The following is a 21,648-nucleotide window of genomic DNA, read 5'->3' on the forward strand; positions in this document are numbered from 1 at the left end:
CCTGGCGGGCCTCATGCCTGCACCCAGTCGATCTGCACGCTGTCCGGAGTGAACGGGCGCCCCTTACCGACCGGGAGGATCGTCACCGTCAGCAGGAGGGACAGCGCCCGCTTCCGGTCCCGTAGCGGCATGGCATCCCATGCGGCAGCCACGTCCTCGGCGCTCGCCAGGGATGCGGCCGGGGACTCCCCCAGCGCTGCGGTGATGCGGCCTTCGAGTTCTCGGAGCTGGTCGGTGAGCTTCTGCGACCGCTCCCGCACCGCCGTCGCGGACAGCAGCCCGTCGGCCAGGAGCGCGGCCAGGTCGTCGCGGCGCTGCCGAAGTTCCCCGGCTTCCTCCCGAAGTGCGGAGACGTCCTCGGTGCGGGACAGCACGTTCACCGCGTCCGGCATCGACAGGCGGGCGAGCACCACGGCGGTGACCACCTCGTCCACGAGATCCTGTCGGCGGGCGATGTAGCAGCCCAGGCAGCGGTACGCCATCCACCGCTTGCCCTTGGCCCCCATCGGGGACGCGAACATGACCTGTCCGCACCGGCCGCACAGCGCCAGCCCGGACAGCAGGAACTTGGGGTCGGTGCCCTGCTGCACACGTCGGCCGACGTCCCGCAGCACCTCGGTCAGCTGGTCCTGCGTGTCGGCGTCGAGGATCACCGGCCACTGGCCGGCCGTGACGTCGACGCCGTTGTAGGTGACCCGGCCGGCATACCGGGGGTTGAGGAGGGCGCGGCGCAGGCTGGTCACGTTCCACGGCTTCCTCGCAGTCGTGGTCAGGCCCCGGTCGTCCAGCTGGCGGGCTGCGGCGGCCAGAGTGGAGCCGTCGAGCACCGCGGCGGCGGCGTCCTTGAGCCCGGCTGCTTCCTTTGCCACGACGATGACCTGCCCGGCATCGTCTCGGTCGTAGCCGAACGGTCGGCGGGTCCACCCCATGCGGCCAGCCTGCGCCCGCTGCGCGTTCGCTGACCGCTGTCGGGCCCCCTTGCGTTCCACCTCGCCACGGGCCACAGACGCCAGGATGCGCGCCAGCATCCGGCCGGTGTCGGTGGACAGGTCCAGGTCCCCGGTGACGGTGGCCAGCCGAACCCCGGTCCTCTCGCAGAGCGCGATGACCTCCTCGAGGTCAACCAGGCGGCGGGTGAGCCGGTCGACGTGCCACACCACCACAACGTCGAGAGAGCCGGCGCGCATGGCCTCCAGCAGTCGCTGGTATCCCGGGCGGACCTTGCCGGTGCTGGCCGACAGGTCGTTGTCGGTGATCGTGTCGGTGACCGTCCAGCCGCGCCGCTCGGCCATGTGACGACAATCGGCGGTCTGGCGGTCGACGGCCGCGCCCTCGCCGGATCGGTCGAGGGACTGGCGGGCGTAGATGACGGCGCGGGTGGTCACCGCCTCTCCACCTCGGCCAATAAGCCACAGATGCGTGCCACCCGCTCACCAAGAAGCGTTCGGTCCGCATAGTCGGGAACAGCCGCGCACATGGATACTTCCGTCTCCACCTGCCGCAGCAGCGTTCGCAGGTTAGATGCCGGGTAGAGCCCTCCGCGGGCCGACCGGATCAGGTCGTCCAGCTCGGCGTAGTCGTAGGACACGCTGAAACGTTAGCAGTTGACAACCGCGACCATCATGGCGATCTCCTTCCGGCCACCGGCCTCGAGCAGCCGGCGCTTGCCGGCCTCGCGGACGTCGGCCGCCTGCGCGCGGAGCACCTCCGCCAGCGGCGTCCCGCGCTCGATGGCGACGAGGAGCCCGTCGATGAACCGGGCCAACGGGTCCAGGGACGTGTGGTCGGCGACCTCCTGGAGCGCGTCGACCAGCGGTACGCCGGACCGTGCCCGGCCGAGCGCGGCGCCCAGCTCGCGGGCCAGCTCACCGCCGGAGAGCCGGGTGACGCGGGCGATCGCCGCGGCCGGGCTCTCCCCCGCCGTCACCGCGAGCGCGAGCAGCTCCGCGACCACCGGGAACTCGGCCAGCAGCAGCTCCTCGCGCCGCTGCACCTGCTGGGTCAGCCACCAGTCCCGGCCCAGGACCCCGCCGAGGAGTCCGGCCACGCAGAGCAACCCGGCCGAGAGCACGTTGAGCCCGCCGGCCGCGACGGAGCCGACGGCGGCCACGACCGCCGCGGCGAGCAGGCCGAGGCCACCCCAGACCACCTGCTCCACCCGGAAGTCTTCGACGCCTGCGTCGCCGGCCAGCGCGTCCAGCCGGCGGCGGACGGCGGTCCGTCCGCCCAGCATCCGGTCGACCAGCCGCGCCCCGTCGCCGATCGCGGGACCGAAGACCCGGCGGACGGCGGTCAGCAGGCCTGGCTCGGTCGCGGTGCCGAGCAGCCGCGACGGCGGCGGGGTGTCGTGCACGTAGGGCGCCAGCCGGTCCACCAGCCGCACCGACCGGAACGGCGGCGCGTAGCTGACGGCCAGCACCAGCCCGACCGCCGCCACGAGCCCGAGGAGCATCCCCGTCAGTCCGGCGCTCACGAGCTCTCCTCGCTGGCGCGCGTCGACCGCGTTCGCGAGGCTGCTGTGCCCATCGGTGAACTCGCAAGCTCGTTCACTGGAGCACCCGGACGTCCTGGGGCAGCTGCCCGATCCGCAGCATCAGCCGGTAGGCGACCACGCAGACCGCACCACCGATCAGCAGGATCGCCGTGCCGAGCGGCGAATCGTAGGCGGCCAGCGTGGTGGACTGCGTCGCCAGCAGGAGCAGCACGGCCCAGGGTGCGGCCACCGCGAGCCGCGCGGCGGAGACCACCCAGCCCTGCCGGGTCTCCAGCTCGGCCCGCGCGCGGGCGTCCTCGCGGAGGAAGGTGGCCAGGGTCCGGAGCACGCGGCCGAGGTCGGTGCCACCGACCTCGCGGGCCACGCGCAGCGTCTCGACGATGCGGTCGCCGACCGGGTCGGCGAGGTCGTCCTTGAGCCGGTCGAGACAGGCGCTGAACCGGCCGGTCGAGCGGTACTCCGCGGCGAAGCGGACGAACGGTGGACGCAGCACCTCCGGCCCGCGCGTCGACAGCGCCGAGAGAGCCTCGGGTAGCGACATCCCGGCCCGGACGGCCGACGCGAGGTTGTCGACCACCTCCGGCCAGACCTCCCGCAGGTCGGCCGTGCGGCGGCCGGCCAGCCGCCGCACCTGCGCGTACGGGAGGGCGAAGCCGAAGAGGCCGAACACCAGGCTGACGGTCACGGTCGCGGTGGTCAGCAGGACGACGACGAGCACGAGCAGCCCGAGCCCCACCTGGAGGGCCAGCAGCTGCGCGGCGTTGATGCCGGTCAGCCCGGCCTCGGCCAGGAGCAGTTGCCGCCGGCCCGGGCGACGAGGACCGGTGCGCGGCTGAGGGGCGCGGGGGCCGCTGCGCCAGATCAGGAGCAGCCCGACACCGAGGAGCAGTCCGAGCAGGGCACCGGACTCCGTCATGGGGCCTCCTCGCTGGCGCTCGTCGGTCCCGTGCCGGGCCGTGCTGTGCCTCCGCGCGGCCTCGCAAGCTCGGTCACGTCCGGTCCCCGAGCAGGGCGGGGAGGTCGAAACCGGCGGCGGCGAACCGGTCGGCGTGCGGCGGGTAGCCGTCGGCCCGCACGAGCCGGCCGTCGCGGCTGGTGAAGACGTCGGCGGTCTCGATGACGTTGTTCTCGGCCCGCCCGGGCAGGGCGACGATCTCGCGCACCCGCCGCTGCCCGGAGGCGTCGGTGCCCACGTGCACGACGAGATCGACGCTCGAGGCCACGGTGGGGACGACGAACGCCGTCCCGATGTTCTCGCCGGCCAGCAGCGGCAGCGTGCACATCTTGACCACGGCCTCCCGCGCGCTGTTGGCGTGCAGCGTGCACATGCCGGGCAGGCCGGAGTTCAACGCGATGAGCAGGTCGAGGCACTCCTCCTGGCGCACCTCCCCCACGACGATGCGGGAGGGCCGCATGCGCAGCGCCTCCTTCACCAGGCGGCGCAGCGGGATCTCACCGGCGCCCTCGAGGTTGGCCTGCCGCGTCTGCATCGACACGACGTCGGGCAGCGGCACCCGCAGCTCGAAGACCTCCTCGCAGGTGATGACCCGCTCGCGCGCGGGGATGGCGGCGCAGAGGCAGTTGAGCAGCGTCGTCTTCCCGGCCTGCGTGCCGCCGGACACCAGCACGTTGAGCCCGGCGGCCACCGCGGCCTCCAGGAAACGGGCGGCCTGAGAGGTGATGGTGCCCAGGGCCACGAGCTCGTCGAGGCTGTGCGCCTGCAGCACGAACTTGCGGATGTTGACCGCCATGTGGCGGCGGGTGATGTCGGGGATGACGCGCTCGCAGCCTGTTTGCGCAGGTCAGCGCTGGTATGCGACCCCCTCAGTCCGCACGGAGTCCGCAGATGGCGCGAATGCCGCGTCGACAGCCGCACGGGTTCGGGTGTCCGCGTCGGGCCATAGGTGCGAGTAGGTCCGCAGGGTCTCTGTCTCGTCCGCGTGGCCGAGGATGTGCGCCACGGTCTTCACCGACTCCCCGTAGCGGATCAGCGCCGAGGCAGTGAAGTGCCGCAGGTCGTGGAACCGCGCGGTCGGGAGGCCGGCGCGCTTGCGGAGCGGCTGCCACACCGAGTTGTTGAAGGTGTTGGCCCAGATCGGGCCGCCGGTGCGTGACCGAAAGACGAGGTCGTCCGGTCCGGCCGGGAACCCCGCCAGGTGCTCGGCAAGCGCCGAGGCAACCACGTCGGCCAGCGGCACCGTGCGGATACTGCCGCGGGTCTTCGGCGGTGCGAGCTTTGGCGGCGCTCCCGGCACGAGCGTCAGCTGCTCGACGACGTCCAGCTCCCGCTCGAGGAATCGGACCCTGTTCACCTTGAGGCCCAGTGCCTCGCCGAGCCGGAGGCCACAGCCGGCACCCAGGACGACGAGGGCGCGGTACCGGTCGGGCGCCGCGTCGACCAAGGCCGCGACCTGCTCGACCATCAAGGGGACGACCTTCTCCCGGTGCGGCCGAGGGGGAACGGTGTCCCGGCACGGTGACTTGGCGAGGAACCCGTCTTCAACGGCGTCGGCGAAGATGCCGGCTAGCAGCGCCATCATCTGCCGGCTGGTGGTCGGCGACAGCTTCGCCTCGAGCCCGCGACGGAACGCGAGCACCTGAGTTCTCGTGACTGCCGACAGCCGCTTGTCGCCGAACGCAGGCAGCAGGTGATTTCGCAAATAGGAGTCGTAGGCCCGGCGGGACGAGTCCCGTAGCGGCTGCGCGGGCAGCCAAGTCTCGACATAGGCACGGAAGGTGCTCCGGCCCCTCTTCGGGTCGACCCAGTCGCCGCGCACCAACGCCGCGGTCTGCTCATCGAGCCACCGCTGAGCGTCGACCTTGCGTTTGAAGTGGCGGGCGTGCTCCTTGCCATTCTCATCCCGATACCGCGGCCGGTATGTGCCATCTGGCCGCCTCGCGATCGACGCCACCGCTCATCGCCTCCCTGGTCGTGCATCTGGCCATGGCCAGCGCAGTCTCGCCTGGTCTGCTGACCCGAACGCTGACACCGCACATGGGACTTGTCTTCTGGCTCCTGTCTCCCTGGGGATTCACCGAGACATCCCCAGGCCCGCGTCGCGATGTAGTGCGAGCCGTCGGACGTCCTCGGGCCGCGGCGGCCGGACGCCCAGCTGCGGTGGCGCCGACGGGGAGGCGGGTGGCCGGGTGGTGGTGAGCTCGGGGTCGCGGAGGGCCCGCCAGTGGTTGCGCTCACTGGCTAGTTGGTCGGCCGGCTGGGCGAGGAGAGCCGGCTCGGCCATCAGGCACGCGATGCGATCTCGGACGGCGGCCAGTTCGGTGTGATCGGCGGCGATGTCCCGGTCGGTGTCGGCCAGCCGCTCCGCCGGGTCGAGGGTCCAGGCGAGGGCTCCGAAGCGGGCGAGCCGCTCGTCGTGCTGGCGGCGGGCGTCGGCCACCGCGGCTCCGGCGTGCCGGTGGGCCTCCTGGGCGGTGGCTGCGGTCCCGCGCAACTGAGCGTGCTCGGGGTGGGCGTGTTCGGCGTGGTGGCGGGCGTAGGTTCGAAGGCGGTCCACAGCCGCGGTCGGTCGTCGGACCGGTCAGCCAGGCGCGCGATCTGCTGCGGGTCGGTGGGCATGGCCGGCAGGTAGGGCCGCCAGGTCTCCGCCCAGTCGACCAGCTGCTCGCCGGCCCGGTTCACCGCCGCCCGCCGGAGTCGGAGCCGGCCGGGACCGTCGAGCACGACCTGCGCGGCGTCGCGGGCGGCGTGACGCCCGGTGTCCCAACTGCCGAGCAGCGTGTCGCGGATCCGGTCGGTCTCGGCGGTGAGGACCGCGCCGCTGGCGTCGGCCCGCGCCGTGGCGCGGTGGGCGTCAATCCCCGTTTGCTCGTACCTGGCTTCCAACGCAGTGAGCTGGTTGGCGTGGGCGGACTCGAGCGCGACGATCTCGCGCAGCGCGTCCCGGCGCGGCAGGTCGGAGGCGAGCCGATCCAGGCAGCCCTGCTCGGCCGTCCACGCAGAGTGCAGGTCGGCGAGCGCCTGCTCCAGCGGTCGGGGCGTGGCGTAACGGGCGGTCTCGGCGGCGGCCAGCCGGGCGGCGTGGGCGGGGCCGAGATCGGCGCGGTCGCGGGCGAAGACGGCGACCCACTGCTCCCGCGCCTGCGCGGGGTCGGTGGCGACGAGGTGGGCGGTGTTGGTTTCCCTCCCGCGGGTCATCCCGACGTAGGCCCCGGCTGCGCCGGTGTCCTCGCCGACCACCAGGTGCGCGGCGGTCACCGTGTCGCCTTGGGTGCCGTGCGCGGTCGTCGCATAGGCCAGTTCCACGTGCGCGGTGACGTAGTCGGCGGGCAGCACCCGCGACCCTGTCCCGGCCGGGGTGACGGCGGAGGTGACAGCGGCAAGCGCGCCGCCGGCGGGGGTGACATGCGGTGTGCCGTCGGGGGTGACGAGCAGCCCGCCGTCCCGGCCGACGGCGGTGACCGTCCACACGTCGCGGTTGGCGACTGCGAGGTCGCGGTCGTTGCGGCGGGTGGCGATCCGGTCGCCGACGCCGATCCGCTCCCCCGCCCCGGTAACGACCACGCGCCGGTCGTCCACCCGACCGTCGGCGAGCCGGTCCCGGATGGCGGCATTGAGGGCGGCGGCCTGCTCGCGAGTGGCGACCACCACGGCCACCCGCTCCCCCGCGGTGTAGCCGTGGGCCGCGACGGCGGCGAGCGTCTCCCGCAGCGCCTGCGGGTCGGGGTGCAGCCGGATCTGCCCGCGGGCCAGCAGCGCGTCGAACACCGTTCCGGGGTCCGTGCCGGCGCGCATCGCCAGGGTCAGGTCGGCGTAGTCGGTATCCGGTGTGGTGTGGCCGGTGGCGTCGGTACGGGTGAACCGGTGCACCCCGACCAGGGTCAGGTGCTCGGCAGGGTCGACCTGGGCCGCGGCGAGGTCGAGGACGCCACCGCGACCGACCGCCGCGAGCTGATGCCGGTCACCGAGCAGGGCGACGCGCACCTGACACTCGTCCGCGATCGTCAGCAGGGCCCCGGCGGTGTCCTGATCCAGCATGCCCGCCTCGTCCACGACGAGCAGGTCACCGGCCCGCAGCCGCGCGCGCTCGGCCGGTCCGGCGTACGCGCGGCCGGTGACCGGGTCGGCGTGTCCGACGGCGAGGCGGGTCCACGCACCGTCGGCATTCCAGCGCCAGCCGTACTCGAAGGCCAGCCGGGCCGCCGACCCGGCGACCGCGCCGACCTCCGCGGCGGCGACCTTGGCCGCCTTCAGCGTCGGGGTGACGACCACCAGCCGGCGGCCCTGCCCGGCGAGCAGGGTTCTTGTCGCGGCCAGGGTGGTGGTCTTGCCGGCGCCGGCCGCGCCCTCGACCACGACCAGGGCCCGCTGGCCGGTGAGCGCGGCGACCGCTGCGGCCTGTCCCGGGTCCAGCCGCGAGGCAGCGGCGGCGACGTCGACCGCCGGGGTCGCGTCGGTGTACGGGAGACCGGCCGGGCGCTCGGTGGCGCGGCAGGCGAGGCGGGCCGTGAGGTCGGCCTCGACGGCGAGCACCGGTCCTGAGGTCCAGGCCCGGATGTGCTCGGGCACCCCACCGACAGGGCTATCGCGGTCCAGCAGGGGCACGCACCGGTCCATCGCGCGCGCGGTGAGGTCTTCGGCGAGCTCGATGCGCACCGCCGGGTCGGTGACGATGCCGGCGGCGGCGAGCAGCTGCTCGACCTCTCCGCGCACGTCGGCGGCGTTCCACGCCGAGCGGGCGGCGCCCAGCCGAGCCAGCACCCGGCCCACCGCCTGCTCCCGGTCCAGGCCGCCGACCGGGGTCGGTGCCAGGCCGATAGGAACATTCCGGTCGCGATAGCCCAGGGCGACCAGCTCGGCCAGCCACCGTGCGGTGAGGTCCTCCCCCGGCTGTGGCAGCACCTTGTCCGGGCGGCCCGCTGCCCACGCTCTGGCGTCCCAGGAACGGCGCAACGCCGGGCCGGGAGATTCACCGGGATGCGCCGCGGCCCATTCCCATTCGTACCGATCGATGTTCCGGGCGATCTGCGCGGCCCGCGCGCTGAAGGCGCCCACGAAATCCGCGAGCTGCCGTATCTCCCCATCGGTATTCAATGCATATCCGTGGGCGGCGAGCGCGGCCCGGAACTGCGGATCGCAGGCGACCGCGGCATGCCCGATACCGTTGATCGCGGCGAGGGAATCGCGGACGCCGACGGTGTGCAAGCCGCGCCACTTCCCGGCCGCGAACACCCGGGCATTGATCTGCAGGTGCAGATGGCGGTGCGGATCCCCGGCCCGCGACGTGTAGTGCGCCACCGTCACCGCCTCGGCCACCTGCACCGGCACCTGCACCTGCCCGCCACGCGGACCGACCCGGGTAGTGGCGTGGTCCCCGAGCCAGCCGACGATCTGCCCGGCCGCCCGGGCCTGGGCCGCGTCATACGCCGCCGCGATGTCCGGATGCAGCGCGGCCGCCAGCGACCACGTCTTCGGACCGTTGACCACCACCTCGACGAACCGCACCGCACGCCCGTCACCGCGCAGCTGCCCCCGCGGCTCGCCGGTGCCCGGATCGCAGCCGCCCACCCACGTCTCGTAGGCGTCACCGGTCAGCGGCGCCAGCTCGGTCACCCGCCCCTCGGCGACGCTGAACCGCCGAGCGACACCGGCGCCCTCGGTGAGGTAATAGTCATCCGCCCGACCCCGGTCGGCCTCCACGTACTGCCGGGCAGCCGCCGGCGCGCCGGCGTAAATCTTCATCCCGCCATGCATTCTCAACGCCACCCGACAATGACCAACAAGTCACCCCTAGAAACGGCGATGGGCCCCGCGAAGCGGGGCCCGATCTACCTCCGAAGGTAGCATGCGTGCCGTTTTTTAGTAGATGCTTGGATGCCGATAGACTCTGACTTCTTATTCCTGTTCTATCACTCCTGCCGAGTTCTTAAACAACGACAAGTGTTGGCGATGGTCGTCGTTCTGAGGCGTCCCTGCGCGGTCCGAAGTTGCGCGCGCCTCGTCGCGAGCCACACGAGCTCCGCAGGAATACGCGGGGGTACGCGGTGCCTGGCAGGGCCTCGGGCGAAGATGCAGCACTGACGTCGCAGGAATGGCGCCGTTCGGGGATGCGTCGGGCAGCCATGCCCAACCGGTGCCCTTAACCGAGAGCCTTTCGCTGCCCGCCGGGGCTGTTCGACCAGAGTCCCGTCACCGGCAGCACCGTGCGCGGACACGTGCTGCACCGACGGGTCCATGTCCCGCGCCCCGACCTCCGTGCACCGGCCTAGCTCAATGCGAGCCCAGTGCTCGGCCCGCCTCATCCGGAACGCCGGCCGCCGCCGAGCCCGGCCGGATCGACGCCGCCGGCCGGCTGGCGCTCAGCCAGCCCTCGGAAGCGGAGACCTCGAGGGCTACGTCGACGAAGCGGTGAACCGCCGCCCCCGCACCCCGCCGCCAGTACAGCTGGACAGGGATAAGGGTCGCCGGTTCGACCGCCCGCCACACGAACCCGTCGGGCACGGGATCGAACTGCGTCTCGAAAGCGACGGAGAAGGCCAGGCCGGCCGCGATCTGGGCCCGCGCGGCGGGATCTCGGTGGAACAGGGCCGACGTCAGGTACTCGAACTCCTGGATCGGACCGCAGAAGCCGTGGCCCCGGAACGAGTCAACCACCTGGTCGAAGAAATCCGGAGAAAACTGCCGAGGCCAGATGGCCAGCGTACTGCTGGCCAGGTCGTCCATCGTCAACACGGACCTGCCCGCCAGGGGATGGCCCTGCCCGAGCACCACCCCGATTGGCTCGTCGCGCAGTCTGACCGACTCGAGGTCGTCGGCCACGTGGGCGGGCCGTGCCATCCCGACGTCCACCCGGCCGGCCCGGACCGACTCGATGCTCTCTGTCTGCCACATCTCGACCATCTGCAGCGAAAGGCTGGGCCAGCGCTCGTGTACCGCGCCGACCAGCCGGGGAAGCGTCTCGTTGACCAGGGTTGGCGTGTAGGAGACAACCAGGCGCCCGCTCTCGCCGGCGGCGGTCCGCCGGGTTTCCTCGACCGCCGTGGTCACCGATTGCAAGATCGACCGGGCGTGCTCCAGCAGCGCCACCCCGGCCTCGCTCAGCTCGACGCGGCGGGTGGTGCGACGGAAGAGCTGGACGCCGAGCTCGTGCTCCAGCTGCTGCACCTGCGCGCTGAGCGACTGCTGCACCATGTGCAGCTTCAGCGCGGCGCGGGAGAAGTTCAGCTCCTCGGCAACCGCGACAAACGCCCGCAGGTGCCGCAGCTCCAGGTTGCTCGTCTTCACCGCCACCCCGCCTCTTGCGCCGATTGACCAATCTAGCTGGTTAATCGACCAGGAAACAGTGTTTCCCAGGTCACATCTGTCACTCGTAGGTTCGGTCCGTGGTCAACGCTGACCACGCGATAGGAGGCAGACGCCGTGCAGCTGGTCAGCTATCGCCGCACGCAGGGAGCCGACGTGGACGAAATGGCCGCTCCCCGTCCAGGCGTCATCGATGGCGACCACATCGTCGACCTCGTCGAAGCGGCGGGACGCAACGGCGACCCGGCCCCCGACTCGATGCTCGCCCTCCTGCGCCTCGGCGAGGAGGGTCTCGACCTCGCGCGGGCCTGCCTGGACAGCTCCAAGCAGACCGGTGACTTCGCTGTGCCGGCGACCGAGGTCCGGCTGGCCGCCCCCCTCCCCCGCCCGAACTCTATGCGTGACTTCATGCTCGTCGAGGAGCACGTCAAGAACAGCTTCGGCGCGGTCCCCGAGCAGTGGTACCGGCTGCCCATCCACTGGAAGGGCAATCCCGACACGGTCATCGGCCCGGACGACGAGGTCCCCTGGCCGCACTACACCGACAAGCTCGATTTCGAGCTCGAGGTGGCCGCGGTCCTGGGCAAGCGCGCCTTCCAGGTGACGCCGGAGCAGGCACTGGACTGCATAGTCGGCTACACGATCTTCAACGACTGGAGCGCCCGTGACATCCAGTTCCGCGAGATGGAGGTGAAGCTGGGACCAGCCTTCGGTAAGGACTTCGCCACCACCCTGGGCCCGACGCTGACTACTGCGGATTCGATCGACATCTCCACCGCCCGCATGAGCGCACGGGTCAACGGCGAGACCTGGTCCGAGGGCACGCTGGGCGCGATGGTCTTTGGCTTCGCCGAGGTCATCTCGACGCTCTCCGTGGACCAGCCGCTACAGCCCGGCGACGTGCTCGGCGGCGGCACGATCGGCCGCGGCTGCGGCCTAGAGATGGACCGCTGGATCGCACCCGGCGACGTGGTCGAGCTCGAGGTCGAGGGCATCGGTGTCCTCCGCAATCGGGTCGGCCAGAAGCGACCGGCGCCGGGATACGGCATCGACCTCATCCGGACGGCGGACTAACCCCGCCGGCCCACAACTGCACGTCCCGGGCCGTCAACCGTCGACCCGTGCACCTCCTAAATCCATCGGAGAAGCGCATGACCGAAGTGATCCTGCAGGTCTACCCCACGCTCGGTGACGAACAGGAGATGGCCGCCCGCCGCCCGATCGGGCGTGACAACGACGCCTACCAGCGGATGCTCGAGAGCCTCGTCGAGCTCGTGAAGGCCGCCGACGATCTCGGCTACTGGGGCATCACCCATGTCGAGCACCACATGCACTCCGAGGGCATGGAGATCTCGCCGTCCCCCCTGATGCTCAACCTGTACCTCGGGCAGCACACCAAGCGGCTCCGACACGGCCAGCTCGGTCTGGTGCTCCCCGCGCACGACCCGATCCGCCTCGCCGAAGAGATCGCCATCGTCGACCACATGCTCCAGGGCCGGCTGTTCGTCGGCATGGCGCGCGGCTACCAAGCGCGCTGGCAGAACATCCTGTGTCAGCGGTTCGGCGTGACGTCGACGGCGTCGGACATGAGCGACGCCGACCAGCGCAACCGGCTGCTCTTCTCCGAGAACTTCAAGATTATGAAGAAGGCCTGGTCCGAGCCGCTGCTGCAGTACGACGGCCCGACCTACCAGGTGCCGTTCCCGATCGAGGGCATCCCGAACTGGCCGCCGGCCGACACGATCACACGCCCGTACGGCCAGCCCGGCGAGGTCGACGAGCACGGCACGATCAAGGGCGTCAGCGTGGTGCCGCGGCCGTACCAGAGCCCGCATCCGCAGCTGTTCCAGGCGTTCGGCGCCAGCCCCGGCACCCTGCAGTGGTGCGGCGAGGAGAACGTCACCCCGACGATCCTTATGGGCTCGCACGAGAAGCTGCGCCAGCTCATGGACATCTACGTCGACGGCGCCAACTCACGCGGCCGCAACCCGCGCTTCGGTGAGGGCATCGGCGTCTGCCGCACCTTCTACGTGTATCCGAACGGCACGCCCGAGGACGAGGTGCGCGCCCGAATCCGGGAAAGCGTGGACAAGTACGAGAAGCCCGTCTGGCAGGGCTGGTACGAGCAGTTCGGCTTCATGGAGGGCGCGCGCTACGACGGCGAGGAGGGCCCGGTGCCCAAGCCGGGCGAGCACCTCGCCGACCGGCTGATCAACAGCGGGCTGCTCATCGGCGGCACGGTGGACGATGTCAAGCGCCAGATCAGCGAATTCCTCACGAAGATGCCCATCGACTACTTCGTGTGGCTCTTCCACTGGGGCATGATCCCGCGCGCCGAGGGCCTGGAGATGCTCGAACTGTTCTCGACCCAGGTCATGCCCGAGTTCGGTCTCGCCGAGGCGGCCACCGGCCAGGCCTGACCCGTCCCCCGCACGGTCCGGGGATGCCTGCCGCGCAGGCATCCCCGGCCGTCCCCTTCCCGTCCTGGAGGACGACGCATGAGCAACAGCCGAAGCGCTTCGGCGGCGCTACCCCCGCCGACCCTGCACGACCTCGGTGGCGGGTTCTCCGCCTTCGTTCAGCTCGACGGCGGGTGGGGCCTGAACAATGCGGGCGTCCACATCGGGGGGCGCGGCGTGACGCTGGTGGACACCGCGTTCACCGCCTCCCGCGGCGTGGGGCTGCGCGACGCCGTCGCCGGCCTCACCGCGACGCCGGTGCGAACAATCCTGAACACTCACCACCACGGCGACCACACCTACGGCAACTATCTGTTCCCCGAGGCGACGATCGTGGGGCACGACCTATGCAGGGAAACGATGCTCGCCGTCGGCCTGGAGACCAAGGAGTGGTTCCCCGGCGTCGAGTGGGGCGACCTCGAGATCGCCCCGCCGACGGTGACCTTCGATGACTCGGTGACCGTCTGGTGCGACGACGTGGCCGCCACGCTCCGGTACGTCGGACAGCCGGCGCACACCACCAACGACGTCACTGTTTGGGTGCCCGACCGCGGTCTGCTGTTCGCCGGCGACCTGGTGTTCAACGGGGGCACGCCGTTCGTGGTGATGGGATCGGTGCAGGGGTTGATCAACGCGCTCACCGACCTGTCCGGTCTGGACGCCGGCACATTGGTTCCCGGTCACGGTGCCGTATGCGATAGCGCGGTGATCGGCGACCAACTGGAGTACCTGCGCTTCGTGCAGGACCGGGCCAAGGACGGCTTCGCCGCCGGCGACGAGCCCCTCGAAGTCGCCCGGCGCACCGACCTCGGCGACTACGCACGCTGGACCGACTCCGAGCGACTGGTGGGCAACCTGCACCGCGCCTACTCCGAACTTCGCGGCGAGCCGCTCGGGGTCTCCCTGGACTACCACCAGATCGTTGACGAGATGGTCGAGTTCAACGGCGGCCGGCCACTGACGTGTCTCGCCTGACCACCGTCGCCGCTGCACCAACCAAAGGAGAGTTCCCGATGGCATCACCCGCCGAGGAGCTGCAGACCCACTTCCGTGAGGTGATGGCTGGCGTCGCCACCCCGGTATCCGTCGTGACCGCGATCTCGGGCGGCCTGCCGCACGGGACGACGGTCAGCGCGTTCGCCTCCCTGTCGATGAACCCGCCGATGGTGCTCGTTGCCCTCGACCGAGGGTCGGAACTCCTGACGCGGGTCCGGGAGTGCGGTCGCTTCGGGATCAACGTACTCGGGTCGACCCAGTCCGCCCTTGCGCTGGGGTTCGCCAAGAAGGGCGGGACCGGCAAGTTCGACGGTGTTCACTGGGAGCTGCACGACGACCTGCCCCGGCTGCCGGGGGCTCCGGGGTGGCTGGCCTGCGAGGTCACGAGCCTGGTGGACGGTGGGGACCACGTCGTGGCTCTCGGCACGGTCGTGGCCGCGGAAACCTTCGACGGCCGGCCGCTGACGTACCACGGTCGGGTGTTCGGCACCCACGCCCATCTCGAGGAGTCGGCGTGACCACCCGGCAGTCGCCGGCCGAGGCGGTGCAGCATGCCGTTGCGGCCCTGGCCGAGGGCCGGATGGTGATCGTGGTGGACGACGCCGACCGGGAGGACGAGGGCGATCTGATACTCGCCGCCGAGTGCGTGACCGAGCAGCAGATGGCGTTCCTGGTGCGCCACACGACAGGGATCATCTGCGTGCCGATGCGCGCCGATCGCGCCGAGGAGCTGCGGTTGCCGCAGATGACTGCGGACAACACCGACGCGCACGGCACCGCGTTCACGGTGACGGTCGACCACGTCGACACGGGCACGGGAGTTTCGGCGGCAGACCGGACACGCACGGTGTGCGCGCTGGCCTCTCCGGCCACCCTTGCGGGCCATCTGCGCCGGCCCGGGCACATCTTCCCGCTGCGGGCTCGGGAGGGTGGCGTGCTGGTCCGGGCGGGACACACTGAGGCCGCCGTCGACCTGACAACCATGGCCGGACTGTCGGGCGTTGGAGTTATCGGCGAGATTGTAGACGAGGACGGGTCGATGCGCCGCGGCGCCTCCTTGGCCGCGTTCGCCGCCGAGCACGACCTGCCGGTGCTCGCGATCGCCGATCTCATCCGGTACCGGCGGGCCACAGAGCAGCTGGTGGAGCTAGTCGCCAGCTCACACATGCCGACGAAGTTCGGGGACTTCCGGGCGCTGGCCTACCGCAGCACCCTGGACGGGAGCGAGCACCTGGCACTGGTTCTCGGGGACGTCGCGGCAGCGGGACGGAGCGAGGGCGGCGCACTGGTCCGCGTGCACTCGGAGTGTCTCACCGGTGACATCCTGGGCTCCCTACGCTGTGACTGCGGCGGGCAGCTGGAGCAGGCGCTGCGGGCCGTGGCCGCGGAGGGCTGCGGCGCGGTGGTCTACCTGCGCGGACACGAGGGCCGCGGCATCGGGCTGGCACACAAGATCCGCGCCTACGCCCTGCAGGAGCAGGGTCTGGACACGGTGGACGCCAACACGGCCCAGGGCCTGCCCGTCGACTCCCGGAGCTACGGCGTCGGCGCGCAAATCCTCGGCGACCTCGGTATCACACAGCTGCGGCTGATCACCAACAACCCGGCCAAATTCGGAGGCCTGGAGGGCTACGGGCTGACGATCGTGGGCCGGGTGGCGCTGCCGGTGGTGGAGACGCCGCACAACGTCAGCTACCTGCGCACCAAGCAGCTGCGGATGGGCCACCGTCTGCGGACGCGCGCCGCCGAGGCGTGGCTGAGAGACGGCTGAGGGACGGCTGCCCGTGAGCCCCATCTTGGGCTGGCCCATCGCTCTGCTAAGGGCCTCGTTGAGACAGCTGCGCTGTGGTGGCAGGGCAGGGGGGCGGCGCTAAGCGAGCGCAGATATCTCGGTAGGCTGGGTGCGCGATGTGCGGGAGCTCGGAGGAACCGGGCTGAGAGGGCGGCTGACTGTGCCGCCGACCGCTGGAACCTGACCGGGTAATGCCGGCGTAGGGAGCGATCATGGGCGCGTCGGGCGCTGTCGGTGCCACCACGTCGTCGGGCGATGCCCCGATCACGCTGTCCCAAGCGCCGCCTCGGACGCTGGGCCTGCGGGACACCGCGGGGTTGTGGGGCAACCTGGGGATCAGCCTGCTGCTGCCGGTGGCGGCCACCTACGTGGTCCTCGCCGACCACCCGCTGTCGGTGACGATCGGCGCGATCGTGGTCGGTGCGGTAATCGGATCGGTGTTGCTGGGCCTGGGGGCGGCGGCCGGCGCTCGGGAGGGCGTGCCGGCGATGGTGCTGATGCGGGGGCTGCTGGGCCGGCGGACGTCGTTCTTGCCCACCGCCTTCAACCTCGTGCAGTGCGTGGGCTGGGCCGCCTTCGAGGTGTGGATCATCGCCGAGGCCGCCTCCCGGGCGCTGGATGCACCGCGCTGGCCATTCGTCCTCGCCGCGGGCGCGCTGGCCACGCTGATGGCGCTGCGCCCACTGGGCGCGGTGCGGGTGCTGGCCCGGTACGCGGTGTGGGCGGCGCTGGCCGCGATCGTCTACCTGTACATCCAGGTGTTGTCCGAGCCGCTGCCGGCGGTGACCGAGGTCGGGGCCGCATCGTTCTGGACGGCGGCCGACATCGTGATCGCGTTGCCGGTCTCCTGGTTCCCGCTGGCGGCGGACTACACCCGGCACGTCCGGCGCGGGCGGGACGCATTCGTGGGCGCCACGGCCGGCTACGGCGCCGCCACCATCGCCCTGTTCACCCTCGGCGCGCTGGCGCTGGTCGCCTACGGACGAGGCGGTCTGGACGTCGTGGATGCGCTACTGGCCGTTCCGCTCGGGCTGCTGGCCGTCCTGGTGCTGCTGGTGGTGGCGGTCGACGAGGCGTTCGCCAACATCTACTCCACGGCGGTGTCGGCGCAGAACGTAATGGCCCGGCTGGACCGCCGGATGCTGGCCGTGCTGGTCGGAGTGCTTGCCACCGGGCTCGCGCTGACGGCCGACCTGGTCGCCTACGAGCCCTTCCTCTTCCTGATCGGCGCGGTGTTCGTCCCACTGGTCGGGGTCTTCGTGGTCGCCTACTGGCTGCTGCCGCACGGCCGCTGGGATGTGTCGGACACTGCGCCGGCGCGCCCGGCGCTGCTACTGGCATGGGCGGCCGGTTTCGTGGCCTACCAGCTGACGCTGCCGACCTTCTTTCCCGGACCGGGCGGGGTCTGGACGGCGTGGTGGTCCTCCCGCCAGGCCGAGCTGGGCATCGACCCGGCCAACGGCTGGTCCGCGTCGCTGGTCGGCCTCGCGGTGGCCGCGGCACTGACCACGCTGGTCTGGCTGCCCGGCGGGCTGTCCGCCCGCCGCCGCGGGGACTGGTCCAAGGCCCTCCGGTGACAGGCCGCCGAATGCGCGCCGCCGGCCGAACCGACCCCCCGCTTCCGGCCGGCCCGGACCGGGCGGTGGAGGTTCGCCGCCGGATCGGCGGGTTGCACGTCCTCACCGACGCCCGTCAGGGCAGGGACGCCCTCGGTGTCGTCTCCGCGGCGGTGGCGGCCGGCGCCCGGATCGTGCAGGTCCGGGTGAAGTTCTGCCCGGACCGGGCGCTGTACGACTTCGCCGCCCGGGTCGCGGAAGTCTGCGCGCGGCGAGGAGCGACGTGCATCGTCGACGACCGGGTCGACATTGCGCTCGCGGTCGGCGCCGCGGGCACCCACCTGGGCGCCGGCGACCTGCCGGTGGCTGCGGCGCGCTCGATCGCCGGCCCGAACCATCTACTGGGGGGCACGGCGCGCACCGCCGCGACCGCCGCCGAGCTGGTGCAGGCCGGCGCGGACTACCTCGGCGTGGGGCCTGCCTTCTCCACCGCGACCAAGACCGGGCTGCCGGCCCCACTGGGCGTCGACGGGATCGCAGCGGTCGCGGCGGCGGTCGCCGTACCGGTGATCGCCATCGGCGGCATCACCGCCGCCCGGATCCCTGCGTTGCTGGCGGCCGGCGCGTCCGGCGTGGCCGTCGTCTCCGCCGTGTCCGACGCAGCCGACCCGGGAATGGCCACCCGAGCGCTGCTGGCGGCACTGGTCGCGGCACCGCAGAGCCGCCCGCCGCGCCCGGAACCAGGCCCGCCGCCGGCCACCCGCGTCCCCCGGTCGGCGCCCCGGTGAACGAGATCGCCGTCGCCGGCGGCGGACTGATCGGGCTGACCGTGGCCTGGCGGTGCGCGCAGCGCGGGCTGTCGGTGACCGTCGTCGACGAGGCTCCCGGCACCGGGGCCTCCTTCGCCGCGGCCGGAATGCTGGCGCCGGTGACCGAGGCCGCCTACGGCGAGGAGCCGCTGCTGCGGCTATGCCGGGCTTCGCTGCAGCGCTATCCCGGCTTCGTCGCCGAGCTGGCGCAGACCTCTGACGTCGAGGTAGGACTGCGCACCGCCGGAACCCTGGTGGTGGGCTTCGACGAAGACCACATGCGCGCCCTGTCCGCGCTGCACACCTTCCAGCAGGAACTCGGACTGCACGCCGAACGACTGACCGGGCGCGAATCCCGCCGCCGAGAGCCGTTCCTGACCCCGCGGGTACGTGGCGGCCTGCACGTGCCCGGCGACCACTCGGTCGACCCGCGGGCGCTGCACCGGGCGCTATTGGCCGCCGCGGCGGCCGCCGGAGTTCGGATGGTGCGCGCACGCGCCGAGGCGGTGCGGGTCGAGGCCGGGCGGGCCAGCGGGCTGCGGCTGGCCGGCGGCCAGGAACTGGCCGGCGACGTCGTCGTCCTGGCCCTCGGCGCGCACAGCGCCCCACTGCCAGGGGTGCCGCCGCTGCCCGTGCGGCCGGTCAAGGGCCAGATCCTGCGGCTGCGCGGCGCCGCCGGCCTGCTCAGCGGCACCGTCCGCGCGCTCGTGCGGGGGCGACAGGTCTACCTGGTGCCCTACGCCGGCGACCGCCTGGTCGTCGGCGCCACCGTCGAGGACCGCGGCTTCGACACCGCGGTCACCGCCGGCGGCGTGCACGACCTGCTGCACGACGCGATCGACGTCGTCCCGGGGCTCAGCGAGCTAGAGCTGGTCGAGACGCTCGCCCGATGGCGACCCGGCAGCCCGGACAACGCGCCGGTGCTCGGCCCCTCGGGCCTGCCCGGCCTGGTGCTGGCCACCGGCCACTACCGCAACGGCGTGCTGCTGGCGCCGGTGACCGGCGACGCCATCGCCGAGCTGATCACCACCGGCACCCTGCCCGAGCTCGCCGCGCCCTTCACCGTCGACCGGTTCCGGAGGTGATCGAGATGCAGGTGACCGTCAACGGCGCTCCCGCCGAGGTCCAGGAGGCCACCTCGGTGGCAGCGCTCGTCGCGGCGCGCGAGGGTGGGGAGCACCGCCGCGTCGCCGTCGCGCTCAACGGTGCGGTGGTGCCGCGCAGCCGGTGGGAGACGACCAGACTCACGCCCGGGGACAGCATCGAGGTGCTCGCCCCCACCGCAGGAGGATGACCAGATGACGACATCCGACGTGGCTCCGGCCCTGCAGCGGCAAGAGGCCGCCGATCCATTCGCGATCGCGGGCCAGGCGTTCACCTCCCGGCTGCTGCTGGGCACCGGCGGCGTACCCAGCCTCGAGGTGCTGGAGCGGGCCGTCGTGGCTTCGGGCACCCAGCTGGTCACCGTGGCGCTGCGCCGGATGGAGGCCGTCACCGGCGGGCCGCTGCTGGAGGTGCTGGACCGGTGCGGTGTCCGGTTGCTGCCCAACACCGCCGGCTGCCGCACCGCGCGCGAGGCGGTGCTCACCGCCCAGCTGGCCCGCGAGGCGTTCGACACCTCGTGGATCAAGCTCGAGGTGGTCGGTGACGAGACCACCCTGCTGCCCGACGCGGTGGAGCTGCTGGATGCCGCCGAGCGACTCGTGGCCGACGGGTTCACCGTGCTGGCCTACACCAATGACGACCCGATCCTCGGCCGGCGCCTCGCCGACGCCGGGTGCGCCGCCGTCATGCCGCTGGGCTCACCGATCGGCAGCGGCCTGGGCGTCCGCAACCCGCACAACATCGCCCTGCTGCGCGAGGCGGTGGACGTGCCGCTGGTGCTCGACGCTGGCATCGGCACGGCCTCCGACGCGGCGCTGGCGATGGAGCTCGGCTGCGACGCCGTCCTGCTCGCCTCCGCCGTGACCCGCGCCCGCGCCCCGGAACGGATGGCGCTGGCCATGCGGCATGCCGTCGAGGCCGGCCGGCTCGCCCGCGGCGCCGGCCGCATCCCCCGCCGGTGGCACGCCGAGGCCTCCACCGCGACCGAAGGCCTACCCGAGCTGTGAACCTGCCCCGCCTGCTGGTGCTCACCGACCGGACGCAGTGCGACCGACCGCTGGCCGATGTGGTTGCCGCCGCCGTCGACGGCGGCGCCCGGGCGGTCGTGCTGCGGGAGAAGGACCTGCCCGACGACGAGCGCGACCGCCTGGCCGAACAGCTGCTCACCGTGCTCGCCCCGGTCGGAGGCCTGCTGGTCCGCGCCGGTGCCGCAGGTGCCGCCGACGCCTCCGCCGTCCATCTCTCGGCCGGCGACCCCGTTCCCCGGCCGCGGCCGGGGCTGGTCGGGCGCTCCTGTCACTCCCTCGCGGAGGTGACCGCGGCACGGGCCGAGGGCTGCGACTATGTGATGATCTCCCCCGTCTTCCCGACCGCGTCCAAGCCCGGCTACGGCCCCGCCCTGCATCCGGCCGGGCTCGCCGCGCTGATTCCCCTGGCACCCCCGGCCTACGCCCTCGGCGGCGTCCGACCGACCGACGTCCCCGGCTGCCTGGCCGCCGGCGCACGCGGCATCGCGGTCATGGGCCCGATCATGCGCACCCCCGGCACCGTTCCCGCCTACCTCGCCGCACTGGAGGAGGAGGCCGCATGACCCCACCCGTCGCACTCACCATCGCCGGCTCGGACTCCGGCGGCGGCGCCGGCATCCAGGCCGACCTGAAGACCTTCGCCGCGCTCGGCGTCTACGGCACCTCGGCGGTCACCGCGCTCACCGCGCAGAACACCGTGGGCGTTCACGGCGTCCACCCGGTGCCGGCCGACTTCGTCGTCGCCCAGGTCGAGGCGGTGCTCGACGACCTCCCCGTCGCGGCCGTGAAGACCGGCATGCTCGCCACCGTCGGGATTGTGCGGGCCGTCGCCGATCTCGCCGCCGCCGGCGGCTGCCCCGGTTGGTCGTCGATCCGGTGATCGTCGCCTCCAGCGGCGACCGGCTCCTGGAAGCGCAGGCCGAGCGGCTCTACCTGGACGCGCTCCTGCCGCACGCGGCAGTGCTCACCCCCAACCTCCGCGAGGCCGAGGTCCTGCTCGACGCCCCGATCCGCACGCTCGCCGACCAGCGGGAGGCCGCCCGGGCGCTCGGCGCACTTGTGGCCGCCACCGTGGTGGTCAAGGGCGGCCACGCAGTCGCCGACGTCGCCGGCGAGGCGGTCGACGTCGTGTGGGACGGCGATCGGGCCC

General features: G+C 72.3%; 20 protein-coding genes, 1 pseudogene and 1 riboswitch. Of the genes and pseudogenes, 13 read left to right on the forward strand and 8 right to left on the reverse strand.

The genetic code is table 11. The annotated features are described in order from the left end of the window. Nucleotides 1–11: 11 nt before the first annotated feature. The 8 genes and pseudogenes from FHU33_RS19310 to FHU33_RS19345 all read right to left on the reverse strand — a co-directional run bounded on the left by FHU33_RS19310 (nucleotide 12) and on the right by FHU33_RS19345 (nucleotide 10,736). On the reverse strand, nucleotides 12–1,385 hold the full coding sequence (locus FHU33_RS19310) for a recombinase family protein (protein WP_142026834.1): 1,374 nt from the start codon (nucleotides 1,383–1,385) through the stop codon (nucleotides 12–14). After that, on the reverse strand, nucleotides 1,382–1,588 hold the full coding sequence (locus tag FHU33_RS19315; protein WP_142026835.1) for a hypothetical protein: 207 nt from the start codon (nucleotides 1,586–1,588) through the stop codon (nucleotides 1,382–1,384). The genes FHU33_RS19310 and FHU33_RS19315 overlap by 4 nt, the downstream gene beginning before the upstream one ends. A 9-nt stretch (nucleotides 1,589–1,597) precedes the next feature. Beyond that, nucleotides 1,598–2,473 carry a type II secretion system F family protein gene (locus tag FHU33_RS19320; RefSeq protein WP_142026836.1) on the reverse strand — a complete coding sequence of 292 codons (876 nt, stop codon included), beginning with the start codon at nucleotides 2,471–2,473 and terminating at the stop codon, nucleotides 1,598–1,600. Nucleotides 2,474–2,546: 73 nt separating this feature from the next. Next, complete coding sequence (locus FHU33_RS19325) at nucleotides 2,547–3,410, reverse strand: type II secretion system F family protein (protein ID WP_142026837.1); 864 nt, start codon at nucleotides 3,408–3,410, stop codon at nucleotides 2,547–2,549. Nucleotides 3,411–3,483: 73 nt separating this feature from the next. After that, a complete protein-coding gene (locus FHU33_RS19330) occupies nucleotides 3,484–4,245 on the reverse strand; it encodes a TadA family conjugal transfer-associated ATPase (protein WP_246063862.1) in 762 nt (253 codons plus the stop codon). A gap of 51 nt (nucleotides 4,246–4,296) precedes the next feature. Beyond that, nucleotides 4,297–5,406 carry a tyrosine-type recombinase/integrase gene (locus tag FHU33_RS19335; protein WP_142026838.1) on the reverse strand — a complete coding sequence of 370 codons (1,110 nt, stop codon included), beginning with the start codon at nucleotides 5,404–5,406 and terminating at the stop codon, nucleotides 4,297–4,299. A gap of 120 nt (nucleotides 5,407–5,526) precedes the next feature. Beyond that, nucleotides 5,527–9,194, reverse strand: a pseudogene (gene mobF / locus FHU33_RS19340) (MobF family relaxase). Nucleotides 9,195–9,722: 528 nt separating this feature from the next. Further along, entirely contained in the window at nucleotides 9,723–10,736 is a 1,014-nt protein-coding gene (locus tag FHU33_RS19345) for a LysR family transcriptional regulator (protein ID WP_246063864.1), read from the reverse strand. Nucleotides 10,737–10,871: 135 nt separating this feature from the next. On the opposite strand from FHU33_RS19345, the gene FHU33_RS19350 reads away from it, so the two are divergent. From FHU33_RS19350 to FHU33_RS26290, 13 genes are all read left to right on the forward strand, one after another. After that, on the forward strand, nucleotides 10,872–11,828 hold the full coding sequence (locus FHU33_RS19350) for a fumarylacetoacetate hydrolase family protein (RefSeq protein ID WP_142026839.1): 957 nt from the start codon (nucleotides 10,872–10,874) through the stop codon (nucleotides 11,826–11,828). A 77-nt stretch (nucleotides 11,829–11,905) separates the two neighbouring features. Continuing rightward, nucleotides 11,906–13,174, forward strand: a complete 1,269-nt coding sequence (locus FHU33_RS19355) for an LLM class flavin-dependent oxidoreductase (RefSeq protein ID WP_142026840.1) — start codon at nucleotides 11,906–11,908, stop codon at nucleotides 13,172–13,174. Nucleotides 13,175–13,252: 78 nt separating this feature from the next. Then, nucleotides 13,253–14,188, forward strand: coding sequence for an MBL fold metallo-hydrolase (locus tag FHU33_RS19360; RefSeq protein ID WP_142026841.1), 936 nt, complete (start codon nucleotides 13,253–13,255; stop codon nucleotides 14,186–14,188). A gap of 38 nt (nucleotides 14,189–14,226) precedes the next feature. Then, nucleotides 14,227–14,727 carry a flavin reductase family protein gene (locus FHU33_RS19365; RefSeq protein ID WP_142026842.1) on the forward strand — a complete coding sequence of 167 codons (501 nt, stop codon included), beginning with the start codon at nucleotides 14,227–14,229 and terminating at the stop codon, nucleotides 14,725–14,727. After that, complete coding sequence (locus FHU33_RS19370; protein ID WP_142026843.1) at nucleotides 14,724–15,980, forward strand: bifunctional 3,4-dihydroxy-2-butanone-4-phosphate synthase/GTP cyclohydrolase II; 1,257 nt, start codon at nucleotides 14,724–14,726, stop codon at nucleotides 15,978–15,980. Before FHU33_RS19365 ends, FHU33_RS19370 begins: the two co-directional genes overlap by 4 nt. Nucleotides 15,981–16,111: 131 nt before the next feature. Then, a riboswitch (TPP riboswitch) is annotated at nucleotides 16,112–16,224 on the forward strand. Continuing rightward, nucleotides 16,214–17,578, forward strand: a complete 1,365-nt coding sequence (locus FHU33_RS19375) for a purine-cytosine permease family protein (RefSeq protein ID WP_142026844.1) — start codon at nucleotides 16,214–16,216, stop codon at nucleotides 17,576–17,578. Its footprint overlaps the riboswitch before it by 11 nt. A 65-nt stretch (nucleotides 17,579–17,643) precedes the next feature. After that, nucleotides 17,644–18,345, forward strand: a complete 702-nt coding sequence (gene thiE / locus FHU33_RS19380) for a thiamine phosphate synthase (protein WP_246063866.1) — start codon at nucleotides 17,644–17,646, stop codon at nucleotides 18,343–18,345. Beyond that, nucleotides 18,342–19,451, forward strand: a complete 1,110-nt coding sequence (thiO, locus tag FHU33_RS19385; RefSeq protein WP_142026845.1) for a glycine oxidase ThiO — start codon at nucleotides 18,342–18,344, stop codon at nucleotides 19,449–19,451. Before thiE ends, thiO begins: the two co-directional genes overlap by 4 nt. Before the next feature lie 5 nt (nucleotides 19,452–19,456). Beyond that, nucleotides 19,457–19,660 carry a sulfur carrier protein ThiS gene (gene thiS, locus FHU33_RS19390; RefSeq protein ID WP_142027275.1) on the forward strand — a complete coding sequence of 68 codons (204 nt, stop codon included), beginning with the start codon at nucleotides 19,457–19,459 and terminating at the stop codon, nucleotides 19,658–19,660. Between the two features lie 4 nt (nucleotides 19,661–19,664). Continuing rightward, the gene (locus FHU33_RS19395) at nucleotides 19,665–20,477 is read left to right on the forward strand and encodes a thiazole synthase (protein ID WP_142026846.1); all 813 of its coding nucleotides are present in this window, start codon (nucleotides 19,665–19,667) and stop codon (nucleotides 20,475–20,477) included. Beyond that, entirely contained in the window at nucleotides 20,474–21,061 is a 588-nt protein-coding gene (locus FHU33_RS19400) for a thiamine phosphate synthase (protein WP_142026847.1), read from the forward strand. Before FHU33_RS19395 ends, FHU33_RS19400 begins: the two co-directional genes overlap by 4 nt. Beyond that, nucleotides 21,058–21,378, forward strand: coding sequence for a bifunctional hydroxymethylpyrimidine kinase/phosphomethylpyrimidine kinase (locus tag FHU33_RS26285; RefSeq protein ID WP_211355194.1), 321 nt, complete (start codon nucleotides 21,058–21,060; stop codon nucleotides 21,376–21,378). The genes FHU33_RS19400 and FHU33_RS26285 overlap by 4 nt, the downstream gene beginning before the upstream one ends. Further along, nucleotides 21,375–21,648: PfkB family carbohydrate kinase (locus tag FHU33_RS26290; protein ID WP_211355195.1), on the forward strand; the 274-nt coding region annotated here is incomplete at its 3' end. The genes FHU33_RS26285 and FHU33_RS26290, both read left to right, overlap by 4 nt.

It is taken from the genome of Blastococcus colisei, from assembly GCF_006717095.1.
Classification (GTDB): domain Bacteria; phylum Actinomycetota; class Actinomycetes; order Mycobacteriales; family Geodermatophilaceae; genus Blastococcus_B; species Blastococcus_B colisei.

Bases quoted from the DNA above. Each gene is read 5' to 3' on its own strand.
- FHU33_RS26285 (WP_211355194.1), top strand. From the start codon at position 21,058: ATGACCCCACCCGTCGCACTCACCATCGCCGGCTCGGACTCCGGCGGC.
- FHU33_RS19365 (WP_142026842.1), top strand. From the start codon at position 14,227: ATGGCATCACCCGCCGAGGAGCTGCAGACCCACTTCCGTGAGGTGATG.
- FHU33_RS19375 (WP_142026844.1), top strand. From the start codon at position 16,214: ATGGGCGCGTCGGGCGCTGTCGGTGCCACCACGTCGTCGGGCGATGCC.
- FHU33_RS19330 (WP_246063862.1), bottom strand. From the start codon at position 4,245: ATGGCGGTCAACATCCGCAAGTTCGTGCTGCAGGCGCACAGCCTCGAC.
- thiS (WP_142027275.1), top strand. From the start codon at position 19,457: ATGCAGGTGACCGTCAACGGCGCTCCCGCCGAGGTCCAGGAGGCCACC.
- FHU33_RS19360 (WP_142026841.1), top strand. From the start codon at position 13,253: ATGAGCAACAGCCGAAGCGCTTCGGCGGCGCTACCCCCGCCGACCCTG.
- FHU33_RS19355 (WP_142026840.1), top strand. From the start codon at position 11,906: ATGACCGAAGTGATCCTGCAGGTCTACCCCACGCTCGGTGACGAACAG.
- FHU33_RS19395 (WP_142026846.1), top strand. From the start codon at position 19,665: ATGACGACATCCGACGTGGCTCCGGCCCTGCAGCGGCAAGAGGCCGCC.
- FHU33_RS19325 (WP_142026837.1), bottom strand. From the start codon at position 3,410: ATGACGGAGTCCGGTGCCCTGCTCGGACTGCTCCTCGGTGTCGGGCTG.